Origin of the sequence: Pseudomonas antarctica (genome assembly GCF_001647715.1) — a bacterium.
In the GTDB taxonomy this organism is placed as follows: Bacteria; Pseudomonadota; Gammaproteobacteria; order Pseudomonadales; family Pseudomonadaceae; genus Aquipseudomonas; species Aquipseudomonas antarctica_A.
In genome coordinates, this window is the sequence record NZ_CP015600.1 from 1,274,019 (window position 1) to 1,291,140 (window position 17,122).

Below are 17,122 nucleotides of genomic sequence, written 5' to 3' on the forward strand. Positions count from 1 at the left end.
AATGTTGAATACGTCCAAGGTCAAAACTACGCTCCGTCCCACTATATTTGGCGGGTTAATGTCACTGGCAGGCACTGCACTGGGTGCCGGGGATATCGAGTTTAATACCGATGTTCTTGATCTAATTGATCGCACTAATATCGACTTGTCTCGTTTTGCGCGCAGCGGCTTTATTCTGCCGGGCACTTACGCGATGGTTGTACAGATCAATAACCAAGTGATGGCTGAGCAGTCGGTGGCGTTCTACCCTCCCGATAATGATCCCAAAGGCAGTCAGGCCTGTTTGTCACCGGCGCTGGTGGAACAATTGGGCTTGAAAGAGTCCGGCGCCGCCACACGTGCGTGGTGGAAAGGCGGGCAGTGCCTGGATACTCAAAGTTTGCCAGGTATGGAGGTCAGTGGTGATTTGGCCACCGCCACACTGAACATTAACGTCCCACAGGCCTACCTTGAGTACAGCGCTATTAACTGGGACCCGCCCTCCCGTTGGGATGATGGGGTGCCCGGGTTGTTGGTTGACTACAACCTGACGGCGCAATCGAACTACCAAAGGAATGAGCGGGCCCGCAATAACCTCAGTGGTAACGGAACCGTGGGGGCCAATGCCGGGGCCTGGCGCCTGAGGGCGGATTGGCAGGGGCGTGTCGAAAAAGGCCGTGAAGGGCCGGCCGGGAATCGCCAACTGGAGTGGAGCCGTTACTACGCGTATCGCGCAATTCCTGCGTTGAAGGCGCGCTTGGTGGTGGGCGAGAACTACCTGTATTCCGACCTGTTCGACAGCTTCCGCTTCACGGGTGCTGCGCTCAATTCGGATGAAAGCCAGCTGCCACCCAACTTGCGTGGTTACGCCCCGGAAGTCGTCGGGGTGGCCAAGACCAATGCGAAAGTCGTTATCAGCCAACAGGGGCGTGTGCTGCATGAAACCCTGGTCGCGGCGGGGCCTTTTCGCATTCAGGACCTTAATGACGCTGTGACCGGCAAGCTGGATGTGCGGGTGGAAGAGCAGGACGGCTCGGTGCACTCTTTCCAGATGGACACGGCAGGCGTTCCCTACCTGACGCGACCGGGGCAAGTTCGTTACAAGGTGGCGACCGGTCGACCGACCAATCTTCAGTACGGCGCCGAAGGTGACGTTTTTGGCACCGGCGAGTTCTCTTGGGGGATCAGCAACGGCTGGTCGCTGTTTGGCGGCGGTATGTCGGACAACAACTACCGTGCGCTGTCTGTCGGGGCGGGGCGTGACCTGCTGGCATTCGGGGCGGTCTCGGTGGATGTCACGCAATCCCACGCAAGCGTGTGGAACGAGTCGCTCTCGGGTAAATCCTATCGGCTTCAATATTCCAAGAACTTTGAACAGTACGACAGCCAGGTGACCTTCGCCGGTTACCGGTTTTCCGATAAGAACTTTTTGAGTATGGCCGAATACCTGGATGCCCGTCATTACGGGTTGAACGGCGAACTCGGCGGGCGCGGGCGCTACAACGAGAACGGTGAATACAGCGAGGACTGGAGGCCGATAGGTGGCAGCAAGGCCCTTTATACGGTGACGGTGAATAAACAATTTCGTGACCTGGGCGCCACCGTTTACGCCAGTTACAACAAGCAAACGTATTGGGACCGGCCGGACACCCAGCGTTGGAACCTGTCGTTGTCCCGCTACTTTAATGTGGGCTCGGTCAAAAACATGAGCCTGTCGCTGAACGCGTACCGCACGCTGGAATACAACTACAAAGACAACGGCATGTCGCTGACGGTGAGTTTGCCGTTGGGGCCCACCGGCACACTGTCGCTGGATGCCAATCGGTCCGCAGGCGACAACACGTTTTCAACGCGCTACAGCGATCGCCTCAATGAGCGTAATAGTTACCAGCTCAGTGCAAGCAACAACTCCGCCGGTGGTTATCTGAGTCATATCGGTGACCAGGCCGACATTGATGTAAGCGCCAGCACGCAAAAAGGCAGTTACAGCAGCCTCGGTGTATCCGCTCGCGGCGGTGGCACGCTCACACCTTACGGCGCGGCGCTGCACCGTACCAATAGCACCGGCGGTACCCGTCTGATGGTCGATACCGCAGGTGTCGCCGATGTGCCTGTGCGCGGTTATGGCACACCGACCCGCAGCAACGCTTTCGGCAAGGCGGTTATTTCCGACATCAGCAGCTACCAGCGTACGGCGGCCAGTGTTGATCTGGAGAAGTTGCCGAGCAATGTCGAAGCCACTCAATCAATGACGCAACTGACGCTCACCGAAGGCGCTATCGGTTATCGATCGCTGGACGTGATCGCCGGTGAGAAAGCCATGGCTGTTCTGCGCCTGCCGGACGGCAGTTCGCCGCCCTTCGGTGCGACGGTGAAAAACCTCAAACAGCAGGACACCGGGATTATGAATGACGGCGGCAACGTCTACCTGAGTGGCATTCAGCCTGGGGAGCAGATGAGCGTCAGTTGGGGAGGGGATGCGCGATGCATCTTCACGCTGCCTGTCATTTTGCCAACCGATGGTTTGACCCATGCCCTGCAACTGCGCTGCCAACTGGTAGCCAATGACCCTTCCTTGCCCGAGCCCGCAGCGCTGACCGGCAAGCGTACCGATATGGAGAACCCATCCTCATGATGCTAACTACACGTTTCACACCTCAGGCTCTTGTGCTGCTGGCGCTGGGCTTGAGCCAGAGTGCTAACGCAGCTGTCGGCCTGGACCGTACCCGCGTGATTTTTGATGGTGGCAAAGATGCCACCAGCGTGAATATCACCAATAACAATACCCAATTGCCGTATTTGGCCCAGGGCTGGATCGAGGATGAAGAGGGCAAAAAAATCACCACGCCCCTGATCGTGCTACCGCCGGTTCAACGCTTGGAGCCTGGGAAGCAAAGCCAGGTGAAAGTTCAGGCGCTGCCGGCGGCGAAATCGTTACCGCAGGACCGGGAGACGGTCTACTACTTCAACTTGAGGGAAATCCCGCCGCGCAGTGACAAGTCCAACACCCTGCAAATTGCGCTGCAAACCCGGATCAAATTGTTCTACCGGCCGCAAGCGATTACGCCAAGCCAGCAAGACCTGTCCAACCCTTGGCAGGAAAAACTGACCCTGACCCGCGAAGGCGACCACTACCAGGTAAGCAACCCTACGCCTTACTACGTGACCCTGGTGGATGCGCGCGACAGCAAGGACGGCAAAACCGTGCCGGGGTTTGTGCCAGTGATGGTCCCGCCCAAAGGCACGCTTCAACTGGGCCCGACTGCCACGGCCCTCGGCACAGCGCCCTATTTGGCCTACGTGAATGATTACGGCGGCCGTCCGCTGCTGGCGTTCACCTGCAGCGGCCAAACGTGCAAGGTCAATGTGCAAGCCTCAGCGCCTAACAAGTAATGCCAGCGGCCGGAGAAAGTCATGAATTCGCACAATGTGATGGTCCTGGGCGGCCTGTTGCTGGCCTTTATGGGGAGTGCATGCGCCGTCGAGGACGGCGAGGATATCGAGGGCATGAGCGGCATGCTGAATGTTCTCGGGACCATGCATGAGTCCCCTTGCAGCCTGGAGATGACGTCGGTTCATCAGACGATTGACCTGGGCGCCGTGTCCACCAGCCAATTGCAGCGGCCGGGTGATCAGGCGACATCGGTGGCCTTTCAGTTGCGCTTCAGCGATTGCCACCGCACCGCAGGCAGCATCCGCAGTGAGCGAACGGGGAACCTGGCATGGAGTGCTTTTCAACCCGTGCTGTCGGTAGCGTTCATGGCGCCCGCCGATGCCGATGATCCACGGTTGGTCAAAGTGCAAGGCATCACCGGGATGGGCCTGTATTTGACCGACGCCATGGGACGCAATGTACAGCTCGGCTCAAGAGGCGAACCTTTGTTTTTGACCTTGGGCAGCGATACCCAGACCTGGAATGTTCAACCCACGCGCACCTCTGCACCGTTAAGCAGCGGGGCATTCAAGGCTGTGGTGGATTTCAGGCTCAATTATGAGTGAGGGCAGAACAATGGCTAAGTCAAGCGGCTCGCGGGCCCTTCTTATCGGTGGCGGCCTGCTTTTGGCCGTCAGCCAAAGCGCGCAGGCCGATACGAGTCTGACCATCCGCGCGGTGATCATCGCGCCCCCGCCGTGTGTGATTAACAGCGGCGGTACGCTGGATGTGCCGTTCGGCAATGATCTTCTGACGTCACGGGTTGACGGGGTCAATTACCGTCGGGACGTGCCTTATACCGTCACCTGTGATTCCCCCTTCAACAACGCGATGAAGCTGGAACTCAAGGGCACAGGCGCTTCGTTCGACAGTCGCGTGCTCTTGACCCGCAAGACAGACCTTGGGGTAAAGCTGTTCGTCAATGGCGCTGACTGGCCATTGAATACGGCCGTGAATTTTACCCATCCAAACTTTCCGGTCGTGCAGGCGGTGCCTGTCAAGCGCGCGGGCAGCAGCCTCACGGGAGGCGCATTTGATGCCGCCGCCACCCTCGTGGTCGATTACCAATGAAATCGATTACCCATCAAGAGAAACGACCCATGACATTTTGGCAGCAGCGAGCGTTGCTCGCCTTGTGTTCCATCGGCCTTTGCAATGGTGCGTCGGCCAACCTGACGTTCAGCGGAACACTGAACGAGCCTCCGCCCTGCACGATTGATGCTGGAAACACCATTGAAGTCGACTTTGGGGACGTCGGTGTAAAGCGCGTCGATGGTGAGAAATACCGTAAGGGGGTCGGTTACATCATCAGTTGCGGCAACGACACGCTGCCGTGGGAGTTGAAGTTGAGTGTTAACGGCACAGCCACGGCGTTTGATGGCTCGGCGGTGCAGACCAGTGTGCCTGACCTGGGCATCCGGCTGTTTCAAAATAACGTGCCGTTTCTACTCAATACGCCACTGGACATCAGCCTGTCGTCCCCGCCGACATTGGAAGTTGTACCTGTCAAACGGCTAGGGGCCGTACTGACCCCCGCAAGGTTTACAGCGGTGGCCACGCTGTTGGCCGAATACGAGTAGGAGTCGAGTCTATGCGACATGAAAGGGTTTATAAGGGTTGGTCATGTGGCGGTCTGGCATTACTGCTTACCGTGGGCCTCGCCTCCAACGGCCATGCGGCCGACAACTTGAGTTTCAAGGGCAACCTGGTTGAAGAGGCCTGCACTATTCGGCCGGGCGACGAGGCCATCACGCTGGAACTCTGGGACATCACCAGCAAGCACCTCTATATCAACACGCGTTCACAGGGTCGCGGTTTCAAGCTGCACCTGGAGGACTGTGACACTACGGTTGGCAAGACGGTCACCATCACGTTCGGCGGTACAGAAAACCCGGCGCTGCCCGGGTTACTCGCACTGGATGGAGGCAGCGGCGCCTCAGGCATTGGGGTTGGTATCGAGACCCTGAGCGACAAGCCGTTGCCCTTGAATGCCGTCAGCGACGAACAGGTGTTGAGTGATGGCAGCAACAGTATTGAGCTCAAAGCCTATGTGCAGGGCGAGCCGAATGCCATCAGGGATCAGACTATAGAGCATGGTGCGTACACCGTGAGTTCTACGTTTACGTTGGACTACCCATAGGTGTGAAACATCATTCATAGGCTGAAAACAGCCTCACGCAAACCTCAATTCTCTTCTGGGCTGCCTTAAGTCACGGACTGCATGTTCGTTGTGGGGGCTGGGTAGATAAACAACGAGAGATCAAAATGAAACGACTCGATGGAGCCATTGTGCTTCTCGTCTTGACAGGGTTTACCACCACCGCAAGAGCCGTTGATTGCCGTGTCAATGGAGGCGTGTGGACAATTGTCGGCGGGGGCAATATAAACTTGCGGGTCCCCGTAAACGTCCGACTGGACACGGCACAAAACCGTATCCTACTCGAAGGGGCGAGGCTCGAATGCCGATACACAATCGGCCCTCAGACCCCATCTAGAGCGGAGGACTACTGGGCAACCGGCAACGGTACACCCTGGGCTCCCGGCCCGAAGTTCGCTCAAGAAGGCACCGGCTTACGAATAAACGGAACGTACCGAAATACCCCGGTTCCCGTTGGAATTCGGGCGGCCACCATGCCGGATAACACGGTCGCATACCCGATTGATATAACGCCTTATATACTGATGCGTAATAGTCCGGGGAGCCCGATCGACATTCGAATCGGGGATACCCTCGGGGTATTACGTATGGTCCAGACAAACAGTGATAATAGCGGTTCAGTGCAACTGACCGTTACTTACACCGCCAACAACAACTTCACCGTCTCCCCCTCAACGTGCTCGATCAATAATAACAACCCGATCGAGATAAACTTCGGCGACGTACATCAACGGGCCATAGGCACCGATCCTTTAACCACCTCCATTCGCAGCGACCGCAGACTTTCCTACGCATGCCCGGATGCCGGGATTACCACGCCGATCACCATCACCTACCAAGGTAGCCCATCGTCGTTCGACACGCGTCTCTTGAGGATGAGCAACTCCGACGTAGGCGCGGCCCTTGTTCGTGCGGGTTCTGCGGTTCAAGTCAACGGTTCGTTCCTGACTCGGATTACCAACAGCGTGGGAGGCGACGATGTCACGTTTACGCTGGTTCGACGAACGGGCTCACTCCCTGCCACCGGTGCCATAAGCGGCAGCGGTGTGCTGGTGATGGGGGTGCCATGAAATATTCACAAGGCAAAGGACGACGCCACGTGGCGTGGTAGATCGCTGGACTGTTTGTAGTGCTGTGAACCGTCATCCATAGACTGAAAACGACCGTGACTAACTTCAACTATCCCCTGGGCGGCCATTAGGCACGCACCGCAGGTTGGTTGGGTTGTGCCTGGGTAGATTTGAAATGAGAGATCAATATGAAACGACTCTACGGCGCCATGGCGCTTCTCGTCTTGCTGAGTGTGACGACGACTGCGAAAGCAGTTGATTGTCGTATTAATGGCGGCGGGTGGATTACGGTCGGAGGAGGCCAGAATATAAACCTGCAGGTTCCCGTGACTGTCCGACTGGATACAAGCCAAAACCGCATTTTTCTTGAAGGGGCGAGGCTCGAATGCCGATATACGCCTGCCTGGTGGTCGCCATCACCGGCCGAGGACTACTGGGCAACGGGCAGTCTCGCAGGGTCCCCTTGGACCCCCGGCCCCAAATTCGCTTCGGAAGGCACCGGCCTGCGAATAAATGGGACGAACCGCAACACCCCGGTCCCCGTTGGAATCCGGGTGGCCACCATGCCTGATAACAGTACAGGGTACCCGATCGATGTAACGCCTTATATTTTGATGCGTAATGCTCCGGGCAACCCTATCGACATTCGTGTTGGGGACAACCTGGGGCTATTACGCATGACCCAGACAAACAATGGGAATACGGGCTCTTCGCAGCTCATCGTGACGTACCTTGCCGCGAATAACTTCACCGTCTCCCCGTCAACCTGCACGATCAACAATAACAACCCGATCGAGATCAACTTCGGTGAAGTCCACCAGAGGGCCATAGGCACCGATCCGTTGACAACGACCGTGCGCAGCGATCGCACACTCACCTACTCCTGCCCGGACGCCGGTATCACCACACCAATAACTATCACCTACAAAGGCAGCCCATCGTCGTTCGATACACGCCTGCTGGTGATGACCAATCCTGACCTGGGTACGGCCCTTGTTCGTGCGGGTTCTGCGGTTCAAGTCAACGGTTCGTTCCTGACCCGGATTACCAACAGCGTGGGGGGCGACGATGTGACGTTTACGCTGGTTCGACGAACGGGCTCACTCCCTGCCACCGGTGCCATAACCGGCAGCGGTGTACTCGTGATGGGAGTGCCATAAATGAAACGACTCATTGCAACTGTTTTGCTTCTCGGCGCTGCTACCACCGCGCAGGCTGTCGACTGTCGGGTTAATGGCGGAGCCTGGCAAACGGGCAATCCCAATTTAAGTGTGCCCGTTACCGTTCGCTTGACCGAAGATCGTACGAGGATCTTGATGGAGGGTGCACAGCTTGAATGTAAATTCTCCCCGGGTTCACAAAGTCCGTCTTCCCGGCAGGACTACTGGTCTACGGGGAACTCGGCGGGCACCCCCTGGACGCCTGGCCCCAAATTCACCAGCGAAGGGACTGGTTTGCGAATAAATGGAACGTACCGCAATACGCCTGTTCCGGTTGGCATACGCGCAGCCACGATGCCTGACAACTTTGTGGGTTACCCGATCGATATCACGCCCTACATTCTGATGCGTAACAACCCGTCCAATCCGATTGATGTACGAATAGGCGATTCACTCGGGCTCCTGCGCCTTACTTCCACGAACAACTACGGCGCAGCCACGGCGAGTCTCACCGTCACTTACCGCGCCGCCAACAACTTCACCGTCTCCCCATCAACCTGCACGATCAACAATAACAACGCGATCGAGATCAACTTCGGTGAAGTGCACCAGAGAGCAATTGGCACCGATCCGCTGACAACCACCATCCGCAGCGACCGTAGGCTCACCTACACCTGCCCGGACCCTGGGATTACCACGCCGATCACCATTACTTACAAAGGCAGCCCCTCGTCGTTCAATACGCGCCTGCTGATGATGACCAATCCGGACTTGGGCACAGCCCTTGTCCATGGGGGGGCAGCGGTGCAAGTCGGCAGTTCGTTCCTGACCCGCATTACCAACAGCGTGGGGGGGGACGATGTGACGTTTTCGCTCGTTCGGCGAGCAGGGTCCCTACCGATTACGGGTGCCACAAGTGGAAGTGGTGTTCTCGTGATGGGGGTGCCATGACGCGGGCAGGTTGAGGCACAGGCGTTTGCGCGTATTCGCACCGGCCAGACCGGGCGAGTGCGCCCGACCCTGGAAATCGACCGGGCGAAGATTACCCGGCCGTTTGCCAGGCGGCTGTTTTTCAGTGCTGACCCGCTACCGACAGACACAGGGTCTGCTCACCTGGCTTCAAGTACGGCATAAGAATCGGCGCCATGCCCTTGAGCACCTGCACGGGCAGCGCCGAGGTGAACTTGAAACCTTGCGCTGAACTGCCGGGCACAAACGCGGTGAGGGTGCCGAAGTGGCGGTCGCCGATATAGAACACAAAGGTGGCGGTGCGGTTGATCGACTTGGAACTGAGCACCCGCCCGCCGGCGCCGATGGCTTCAATGCGGTTGTCGCCGGTGCCGGTCTTGCCGCCCATGGCCAGCGGCGTGCCGTCGTCCAACTTGAAACTGCCGGCCACACGCTTGGCGGTGCCGGCGTCTACTACTTGGGACAAGGCCCCGCGCAACGCCCGCGCCACCTCCACCGGCATCACCCGTTTGCCGGTGGCGGGGTCGTTGATCACCTGGGTTTCATAGGGCGTACCGGCAGCAAAGTGCAGGCTGTCGATGCGCACCACCCTCGCGCGCACACCCTCGTTAAGGATGATCCCCATCAGTTCTGCCAGCGCCGCCGGGCGATCGCCGGAGCTGCCAATCGCGGTGGCCAGTGACGGCACCAGGTGGTCGAACGGATAACCGACCGCCTGCCAGCGCTGGTGAATATCGAGGAAGGCTTCCACCTCGAGCATGGTACGGATGCGACTGTCGCGTGCGCTCTGATGGCGGCTTTTGAACAACCAGCTATAGACCTCCTGGCGTTCGAATCGACTGGCCTTGACCACTTCGCTGAAGGTCGCCTCGGGATGGTTGAGCAAGTAGCCGATCAACCACAGGTCCAGTGGGTGGACCTTGGCGATATAGCCCTGGTCGGGCAGGTCATAGGTGCCGGGGCCATAGGCCTTGTAGAGTTTTTGCAGGCGCTCGTCGGTGAGCTTCTCACTGGTTTTAACGCCGGTCAGGTGCGCGCGCACGAACAGGTTGAAACTGTCCTGGTTGGCATTGGGCAGCAGGTAGCGGTGTACGGCGGCCAGGCGAATCGGCGTGGGGCGCAGGCCGTCGAGAAAGGTATCGAGGCGCGCCTGGGTGTCTTTCTTCTGGTACTTCTTCCAGAACTTGCGCAGGAAGGTCGTACCCTCGCGGTCGGCAAAATCGGCGAGGTATTCCTGGCGGCGCGGGTCATTGTCGTCCTTGAGCAACTCGGCGCTGTTGTTGGCGCCGGAATAGGTGGTGTAGCGCACCACATCACGCATCAGACGAATGAACGGCAGGTTGATCGACTCGCGCAGGGCGTCGCGCAAGGTCGGGCTGCGGCCGTTGTCTTCGTTGCGAAAATTATGGAAGTGATGCAGGCCGCCGCCGGTGAAAAAGCCTTCGTTGGGGCTGGCCGAGTAGGTGCGATCAAGGGCGCTGTCGAGCATTTTGGCCAGGGATTTGTCCGGTGTCTGGATCAGGTAGTCGAGGGCCCAGCGGCTCAGGCGGTCCTGGTCGTCGACGGCGACTTTTTTCAGCGCGGCGGGGGCTTGGGCGGCGTACTTGTCGTGCAGCTCGGTGATGATTTGCAGGTAAGTGGTCAGCACCCGCAACTTGGCGGTGGAGCCCAGTTCCAGTTTGCTGCCTTCGTTGATATCGAAAGGCTGGTCGGTGTTGTCAGTTTGTACGCGTACCCGTGAGCCATCTGGCGTCAGCTCGAACAACGTGAAGCTGTAGCGCACTTGCGCGGTGTTGGCCGGGGTCAGGAGGCGCTCGCCAAGCAGGCCGATCTGGCGCGCAAAGTCGGGATCGGCGAGGTGCTTGAGGTAATCGCTGACCTGGCCCTGCAATGGGGCTTGCAGGGTGGTGGTGGCCGAGAGGTCGAGGCGGTCGAGGTCGTACAGCGGTCGGTCGAGCAGGGCAGCCAGGCGTGCACGGGCCATGCTGATGCCTTTGTTGGTCTCCACGGGCTGCACCGTCGGTTGTTGTAACCAGTCGCGGTAGCTGACGTTGGTCGCCAGTGCGGCTTGCAGCAGTGCCGGAGTAATCACGCTGTTCTGCGCCAGCAGCCGTAGATGGCTGTCGGTGAGTTGGGCCAGTTCTTCGCGGCCTTTGGCCAGATAGTGCGAAGGACGGCGCTGGGCGATGATCAACGACAGCACTTCACGCAAGGCCAGGCCTTGCTCGGCGCTCACCGGGCCGACCAGCGCCTGGTTGACCTGGTTGAAATCGGCGCCGTACCACACCCGCAAACCCTCGGCCAGGCCATGCACTTCGCCGTGGCCGGGCACCGCCGACAGCGGCACGCTGTTGAGGTAGTCACGCAGGATATTCTGCCGTGCCGGTAAGGTGTCCGGCCCATCGCGATAGGCGCGCACGGCGGCGGAAAACATCTGCCGCAGTTTTTCCTCGCCCGATACGGTCAGGCCATCCGGGGAATGACGGTACTTTTCCAGCTGGGTCGCCAAGGTACTGCCGCCGGCACTCTGGCCCGGCAGGTGCAGCACCTTGGCGACTTGTGACCAGGCGGCCTTGGCAAAGCGCGGCCAGTCCACGGCAGGGTTGGCCTGGGGCTGGGTGGGGTCGAGCAGGTCGCGGTTTTCGATAAAGAGCAGGCTGTTGACCACCACGGGCGGGATCGCCGCGAAGCTTTGGTACAGCTGTTGCGGGTAGTTGTACTGGTACAGCGGCACGGCGCGGCAGTCGGTAATGGACAGCCCGGCCTGGATCTTTTCCGCATAGGGCACAAACAGGCCCTTGGCGCTGTAGTCCATCAGTGCGGGTGAAAAGCGTGCCTGGGCCTCAATCACATAACCGCGCTTGAGCAGGCGCGGCAGGAACGTGCCGAGGTCGCTGTAACCCAGGCGTCGGTCGAAGGGACCGGCTCCCGGATAGGTAATGGCCTGACTGGGGCCGGGCTTCACCTGATAGGTGAGGTCGCGCGCCAGGCGGCTGAGTTCCTGGGCCTGCAGACGGGAGGTGCGCATCTCTTTGGCGGCGGCAAACCCCAGGGCAATCAGCGCCATCAACACAATCAACCCGAAGAGGCGCCGTACATAGCAGGGCCTGGGTTTATTTTTAGGTAAAGGCGCTGGGTCCGAACTGCCTTGTAGTTTCGCAGCTTTGCTCGATTCGGTTTGCCACAGTGCGCCCATAGTCGATTGATCCTTAACGCAGATTGATCGGACTTGCCTGAAGCTTAGTCGCTGAGGGCGGGGTGTGAGGGATTTGTGTGTCAGGCATATCGCGGTGGCAGGTTTTAGGGCGGCTTCGCCACCCAACGCGGGGCAAGCTCGCCACAGAAAGCCATTTTTCAGGGGCGCGCACCGCGACGTTTTGTCGCCCTATCCAGGTTAAATGCTCCTGTAAAATGGCATTTTGGCCGACGCATCCCCTAAGTTGGATCGTTTTTATAGTGAAAGAACCTGCTCTCAGCTTTTTATACTGCATGCCCCGCTGATCTTGCCCGGCAAGAAGGGCCCGTCCATGAGGCGGCCCGGTTTCGACAAGGGCGCAGGCTTACCGGCCGGCCCCTGGAAACTCGACGGACACTCCAATAACAAAATGAGGTTGTACCCTTATGCCAGTCGGCAACCCACTGCCCCATGGCGAGACCGCTCAAGGCGGCCCGCTCAAACGTGAACTCGGTGAACGGCATATTCGCCTGATGGCCCTTGGCGCCTGTATCGGTGTCGGCCTGTTCCTGGGCTCGGCCAAGGCCATTGAAATGGCTGGCCCGGCGATCATGCTGTCTTACATCATTGGCGGCCTGGCGATCCTGGTGATCATGCGCGCGCTCGGCGAAATGGCGGTGCACAACCCCGTCGCCGGCTCGTTCAGCCGCTATGCCCAGGATTACCTCGGCCCGTTGGCGGGTTTCCTCACCGGCTGGAACTACTGGTTCCTGTGGCTGGTAACCTGCGTGGCGGAAATTACCGCCGTCGCCGTGTACATGGGCGTGTGGTTCCCCGACACCCCGCGCTGGATCTGGGCCCTGGCGGCGCTGATCAGCATGGGCACGATCAACCTGATTGCGGTCAAGGCGTTCGGTGAGTTCGAATTCTGGTTCGCGCTGATCAAGATCGTCACGATCATTGCCATGGTCATCGGTGGCATCGGCATCATCGCGTTCGGCTTCGGCAATGACGGCGTGGCACTGGGTATCTCCAACCTGTGGGCCCACGGCGGCTTTATGCCCAACGGCGTGCAAGGCGTGTTGATGTCGCTGCAAATGGTGATGTTCGCCTATCTCGGCGTGGAAATGATCGGCCTCACCGCCGGTGAAGCGAAGAACCCGCAGAAGACCATCCCCAGTGCCATCGGCTCGGTGTTCTGGCGCATCCTGCTGTTCTATGTGGGCGCGCTGTTCGTAATTCTGTCGATCTACCCGTGGAACGAAATCGGCACCCAGGGCAGCCCGTTCGTGATGACCTTCGAGCGCCTGGGCATCAAGACCGCCGCCGGCATCATCAACTTCGTGGTGATTACGGCGGCACTGTCGTCGTGCAACGGCGGTATTTTCAGCACTGGGCGCATGCTCTACAGCCTGGCGCAGAACGGCCAGGCCCCGGCCACCTTCGGCACCACCTCAAGCAACGGCGTACCCCGCAAGGCGCTGCTGTTGTCGATCTTCGTGCTGTTGCTGGGCGTGCTGCTCAACTACATGGTTCCGGAAAAAGTCTTTGTGTGGGTGACCTCCATCGCCACCTTCGGCGCGATCTGGACCTGGCTGATGATCCTGCTGGCCCAGCTCAAATTCCGTAAGAGCCTGAGCCCCGCCGAACAGAAGGCGCTGAAATATCGCATGTGGCTGTACCCGGTCAGTTCGTATCTGGCGCTGGCATTCCTGGTGCTGGTGGTGGGGCTGATGGCGTACTTCCCGGACACGCGTATCGCGCTGTACGTGGGCCCGGTATTCCTGGTGCTGCTGACGGTGCTGTTCTACGTGTTCAAGTTGCAGCCGAGCAATGCCGGGGTGCGTGCTCAAGCCTGACCTCTCAGCACTCAACAAATAGCCACTTAGCAAAAAGCCCCTTGATCGGGGCTTTTTGTTTTTCAGGCGGTAGCCACGTGGGGCGATTGGCTCAGGCGTTTGTTGAACTCCAGCCAGGCCCCCAGCGCGGCCATCAGTGCAGCCCCCACCAGCGCGGTGAAAATCTGCACGGCAAAGGCATCGCCAGCCAGGGCGTTGATCATGTCCGCCAACGGTGCCAACAGCACGCCCAGGCAGAACACTTCCAGCGAGTAACGCCCCATCCGGCAGGTCTGCTGTGCCAGCCAGTTTTGCGTCCAGGCACGCCCCGGCAACAGTTTGGCGGTGACGTAGGCCAGGGCCAGGAAGTGCAGCAGACGCACGGGCGACAGGTCGGTCTTGCTGATCGGATACAGCAGGTCGCTCAAGGCTGACGGCATCAGCGCGTCGTGTATGTCGGGCCAGCGCCAGCCGATCGTGATGACACCCGCGACCAGCACATAGGCCGCCGCCGTCACAAACAACGGCTGCCGCAGCAGCGGCCGATTGTCCTGTGGCCTTGGGCGTTGCCCGTGAATCGCCGCCGCCCCGCCCAGTACAAACAGCAACTGCCAGGTGACGGGGTTGAAGTACCACACACCGTCGGCAATCGCTGCCAGGTTCCAGCCCAGATGCGGCGCCAGCAGATAGACCGCCAGCGACACCGCGACCACCGCCCAGGTGTGACGCAAGAGCGACGGCAGCACCAGCGGCAGGCCGGCGAGCAACACGATATACAGCGGCAACGGGTCCATCAGGTTCGGCTTGAAGCGCAGCAGCAATTCATCCACCAACGCTTGCTGCGGGTGCGTAACGAAGTGCGTCAGGCCCATCTCCTCGACCAGGTCGCGGGTTTCCACATGGCTGTTGGCGAAGAACACAATGCCCATCAACATCGCCAACAGGAAGATATGCACCACGTACAACACCCATGTGCGCCGCAGGATCTTCAGGCAGGCCATCCCGTAACCTTCGCGCTGCAGAACCTTGCCGTAGGCCAGCACCGAGGCGTAGCCGGCAAGAAACACGAACACTTCGGCAGCATCACTGAAGCCGATATTGCGCAGGGTAATCTGGCCGAGGGGATTGTGGGGGACGTGATCCCAGAAAATGAAGATCAACGCCAGGCCCCGAAAAAAATCGATGCGCGGGTCGCGTCCGTTCAGCATGGCAGCGGGCTCTTGAACAAATAAGTTTAGTAATGACAGGCGAATGCGCGTGTTGTCGTACGCCGCACGTCGGGCGGGCGCAGGTTGGCGGTATTTGTAAGCAATTGCAAAGGCGGGGTATTACTGAATGTCTCTAGACATCAATGATCACCAAGGTGCCGTGGCTACCGGCAAGTACGGCATGCGCGGTGCCGGCTTCCACCAGGTACATCTGGCCGGCACCCACGCGTATTTCGTGATTGCCGATGCTCAGGCGCAACTGGCCGCTGACCACCAGCAGCCCTTCGTTGTAAGTGTGGGTTTCTTCTTCGTAGGCCTGTTCATCCATTCGCAACACTTTGATCCGCGCCGGGCCTACCTGGCCGAGGCGGGTGGATTTCCAGCTGTCAGGCAGTTGCTCGGCGATGGCGGCGAAGTCCAATAACGGCATGATGAATCTCCTTGTTTCAACGATGCCGTCGGTGGTCCGGTTCAGCGGGCAGGTGTTTGTTTAGCTATCAGGCAGCAGCGATTTCATTGGGCTCAAAACTGTCCGCCCGCGCCATCTGCCACATGCGCGAATAGAACTCGCCGTTCACCTCGCCCGTGAGCAATTCACCGGGCTTGAGGAACACATGCAACTGCGAGAACAGCTTGATTTCAGTTGCGGACATACGCCGCACCAAATGCTTGGCCGACAGCTGCGCTGGATGATCCAGGCCGGCTGCCGCAAGCATTTCCGCCAACGCCTTGAGGGTGTTGCGGTGGAAGTTGAATACGCGCTGGGCCTTGTCCGGCACCACCAGGGCCCGCTGGCGCAACGGGTCCTGGGTGGCGACGCCGGTCGGGCATTTGTTGGTGTGGCAGCTTTGTGACTGGATACAGCCGATGGCGAACATGAAACCGCGTGCCGAGTTGGCCCAGTCGGCGCCGATGGCCAGGACGCTGGCGATATCGAACGCACTGACGATCTTGCCGCTGGCGCCGAGTTTGATCTTGTCGCGCAGGTTCAGGCCGACCAGGGTGTTGTGCACAAACAGCAGGCCTTCACGCAGCGGCACGCCGATATGGTCGGTGAACTCCACGGGCGCGGCGCCGGTGCCGCCTTCCTTGCCGTCGACCACGATAAAGTCCGGGAGAATGCCGGTTTCCAGCATGGCCTTGGCAATGCCCATGAACTCCCACGGGTGGCCCAGGCAGAACTTGAAACCCACCGGCTTGCCGCCGGACAGTTCGCGCAATTGGGCGATGAACTGCATCATTTCAATCGGCGTGGAGAAGGCACTGTGGCGCGACGGCGAGACGCAGTCTTCACCCATCATGATGCCGCGGGTGTCGGCGATTTCCTGGGTGACCTTGTGCTTGGGCAGGATCCCGCCATGGCCGGGTTTGGCGCCCTGGCTCATCTTGATTTCGATCATGCGCACTTGCGGGTTTTGCGCTTGCACGGCGAAGCGTTCCGGGTCGAAACGGCCGTCGCTGGTGCGGCAGCCGAAGTAGCCGCTGCCCAGTTCCCAGGTCAGGTCGCCGCCGTTTTCACGGTGGTAGGGGCTGATGCTGCCTTCGCCGGTGTCATGGGCAAAGTTGCCGAGCTTGGCACCTTGGTTCAACGCGCGAATGGCGTTGGCGCTCAGGGACCCGAAGCTCATGGCCGAGATGTTGAACACCGACGCCGAGTACGGCTGCTTGCATTGCGGGCCGCCGACCATCACGCGAAAGGCGCTCGGGTCACTCAACGGCGCGGGGCGCATGGAGTGGCCGATAAATTCGAAACCCGACTGGTATACGTCGATCAAGGTGCCGAAGGGTTTATCGGCCGTTTCGTTCTTGGCGCGCGAGTAAACCAGCGAGCGCTGGGCCCGGGAGAAGGGCAGGGCGTCGCTGTCGGATTCCAACAGGTACTGGCGGATTTCCGGGCGGATGGCTTCTACCAGGTAACGGATATTGCCCAGGATCGGGTAGTTGCGACGCACCGCGTGGGGGCTTTGCAGCAGGTCGAAAATCCCGATCAGGCTGAGAATGCCGGTGACTACGGTGATCGGCCACAGCCATTCATGTTCGATAAAGGGGAGGCTGGCGAGGGTGAAAATGACGCACACGGCAAAGAAGGCGTAACGGCTTAGTAACGACAGGCTCATACGGTTTTCCTTGGT

Annotated in this window: 14 protein-coding genes; 10 read left to right on the top strand and 4 right to left on the bottom strand. The window is 59.4% G+C overall.

All coding sequences use genetic code 11. The annotated features are described in order from the left end of the window. The first annotated feature begins 1 nt into the window (after position 1). The 9 genes from A7J50_RS05525 (at position 2) to A7J50_RS05565 (ending at position 8,751) form a co-directional block, all read left to right on the top strand. A complete protein-coding gene (locus tag A7J50_RS05525; protein ID WP_156526252.1) occupies positions 2–2,614 on the top strand; it encodes an outer membrane usher protein in 2,613 nt (870 codons plus the stop codon). Then, the gene (locus A7J50_RS05530; RefSeq protein ID WP_064450886.1) at positions 2,611–3,372 is read left to right on the top strand and encodes a fimbria/pilus periplasmic chaperone; all 762 of its coding nucleotides are present in this window, start codon (positions 2,611–2,613) and stop codon (positions 3,370–3,372) included. The genes A7J50_RS05525 and A7J50_RS05530 overlap by 4 nt, the downstream gene beginning before the upstream one ends. Positions 3,373–3,393: 21 nt before the next feature. Then, positions 3,394–3,978: a fimbrial protein gene (locus A7J50_RS05535; protein ID WP_064450887.1), complete on the top strand. Its 585-nt coding sequence runs from the start codon at positions 3,394–3,396 to the stop codon at positions 3,976–3,978. A 10-nt stretch (positions 3,979–3,988) separates the two neighbouring features. Beyond that, positions 3,989–4,483 carry a fimbrial protein gene (locus A7J50_RS05540; RefSeq protein ID WP_064450888.1) on the top strand — a complete coding sequence of 165 codons (495 nt, stop codon included), beginning with the start codon at positions 3,989–3,991 and terminating at the stop codon, positions 4,481–4,483. Positions 4,484–4,512: 29 nt separating this feature from the next. Then, positions 4,513–4,992 (top strand): fimbrial protein, encoded by a 480-nt coding sequence (locus A7J50_RS05545; RefSeq protein ID WP_064450889.1) that lies wholly within the window; start codon positions 4,513–4,515, stop codon positions 4,990–4,992. An 11-nt stretch (positions 4,993–5,003) separates the two neighbouring features. Then, entirely contained in the window at positions 5,004–5,552 is a 549-nt protein-coding gene (locus A7J50_RS05550) for a fimbrial protein (protein WP_064450890.1), read from the top strand. 125 nt (positions 5,553–5,677) lie between these two features. Then, positions 5,678–6,640 (top strand): fimbrial protein, encoded by a 963-nt coding sequence (locus tag A7J50_RS05555; RefSeq protein WP_064450891.1) that lies wholly within the window; start codon positions 5,678–5,680, stop codon positions 6,638–6,640. Positions 6,641–6,828: 188 nt separating this feature from the next. Further along, entirely contained in the window at positions 6,829–7,800 is a 972-nt protein-coding gene (locus A7J50_RS05560) for a fimbrial protein (protein WP_064450892.1), read from the top strand. Next, positions 7,801–8,751, top strand: coding sequence for a fimbrial protein (locus tag A7J50_RS05565; protein ID WP_064450893.1), 951 nt, complete (start codon positions 7,801–7,803; stop codon positions 8,749–8,751). It begins immediately after the preceding gene. Between the two features lie 121 nt (positions 8,752–8,872). Here the strand turns inward: A7J50_RS05565 and A7J50_RS05570 are convergent, their stop codons facing one another. Next, complete coding sequence (locus tag A7J50_RS05570; RefSeq protein ID WP_064450894.1) at positions 8,873–11,965, bottom strand: transglycosylase domain-containing protein; 3,093 nt, start codon at positions 11,963–11,965, stop codon at positions 8,873–8,875. Positions 11,966–12,390: 425 nt separating this feature from the next. Here A7J50_RS05570 and A7J50_RS05575 point away from each other — a divergent pair, with 425 nt between their 5' ends. Then, positions 12,391–13,803, top strand: a complete 1,413-nt coding sequence (locus tag A7J50_RS05575) for an amino acid permease (protein ID WP_064450895.1) — start codon at positions 12,391–12,393, stop codon at positions 13,801–13,803. A gap of 62 nt (positions 13,804–13,865) precedes the next feature. On the opposite strand, the gene A7J50_RS05580 is transcribed toward A7J50_RS05575, so the two are convergent. The 3 genes from A7J50_RS05580 to A7J50_RS05590 form a co-directional block, all read right to left on the bottom strand. After that, a complete protein-coding gene (locus A7J50_RS05580) occupies positions 13,866–14,990 on the bottom strand; it encodes an OpgC family protein (RefSeq protein ID WP_064450896.1) in 1,125 nt (374 codons plus the stop codon). A gap of 133 nt (positions 14,991–15,123) precedes the next feature. Continuing rightward, positions 15,124–15,420, bottom strand: coding sequence for a cupin domain-containing protein (locus tag A7J50_RS05585; RefSeq protein WP_064450897.1), 297 nt, complete (start codon positions 15,418–15,420; stop codon positions 15,124–15,126). Between the two features lie 67 nt (positions 15,421–15,487). Further along, on the bottom strand, positions 15,488–17,107 hold the full coding sequence (locus A7J50_RS05590) for an FMN-binding glutamate synthase family protein (RefSeq protein ID WP_064450898.1): 1,620 nt from the start codon (positions 17,105–17,107) through the stop codon (positions 15,488–15,490). Positions 17,108–17,122: the final 15 nt, after the last annotated feature.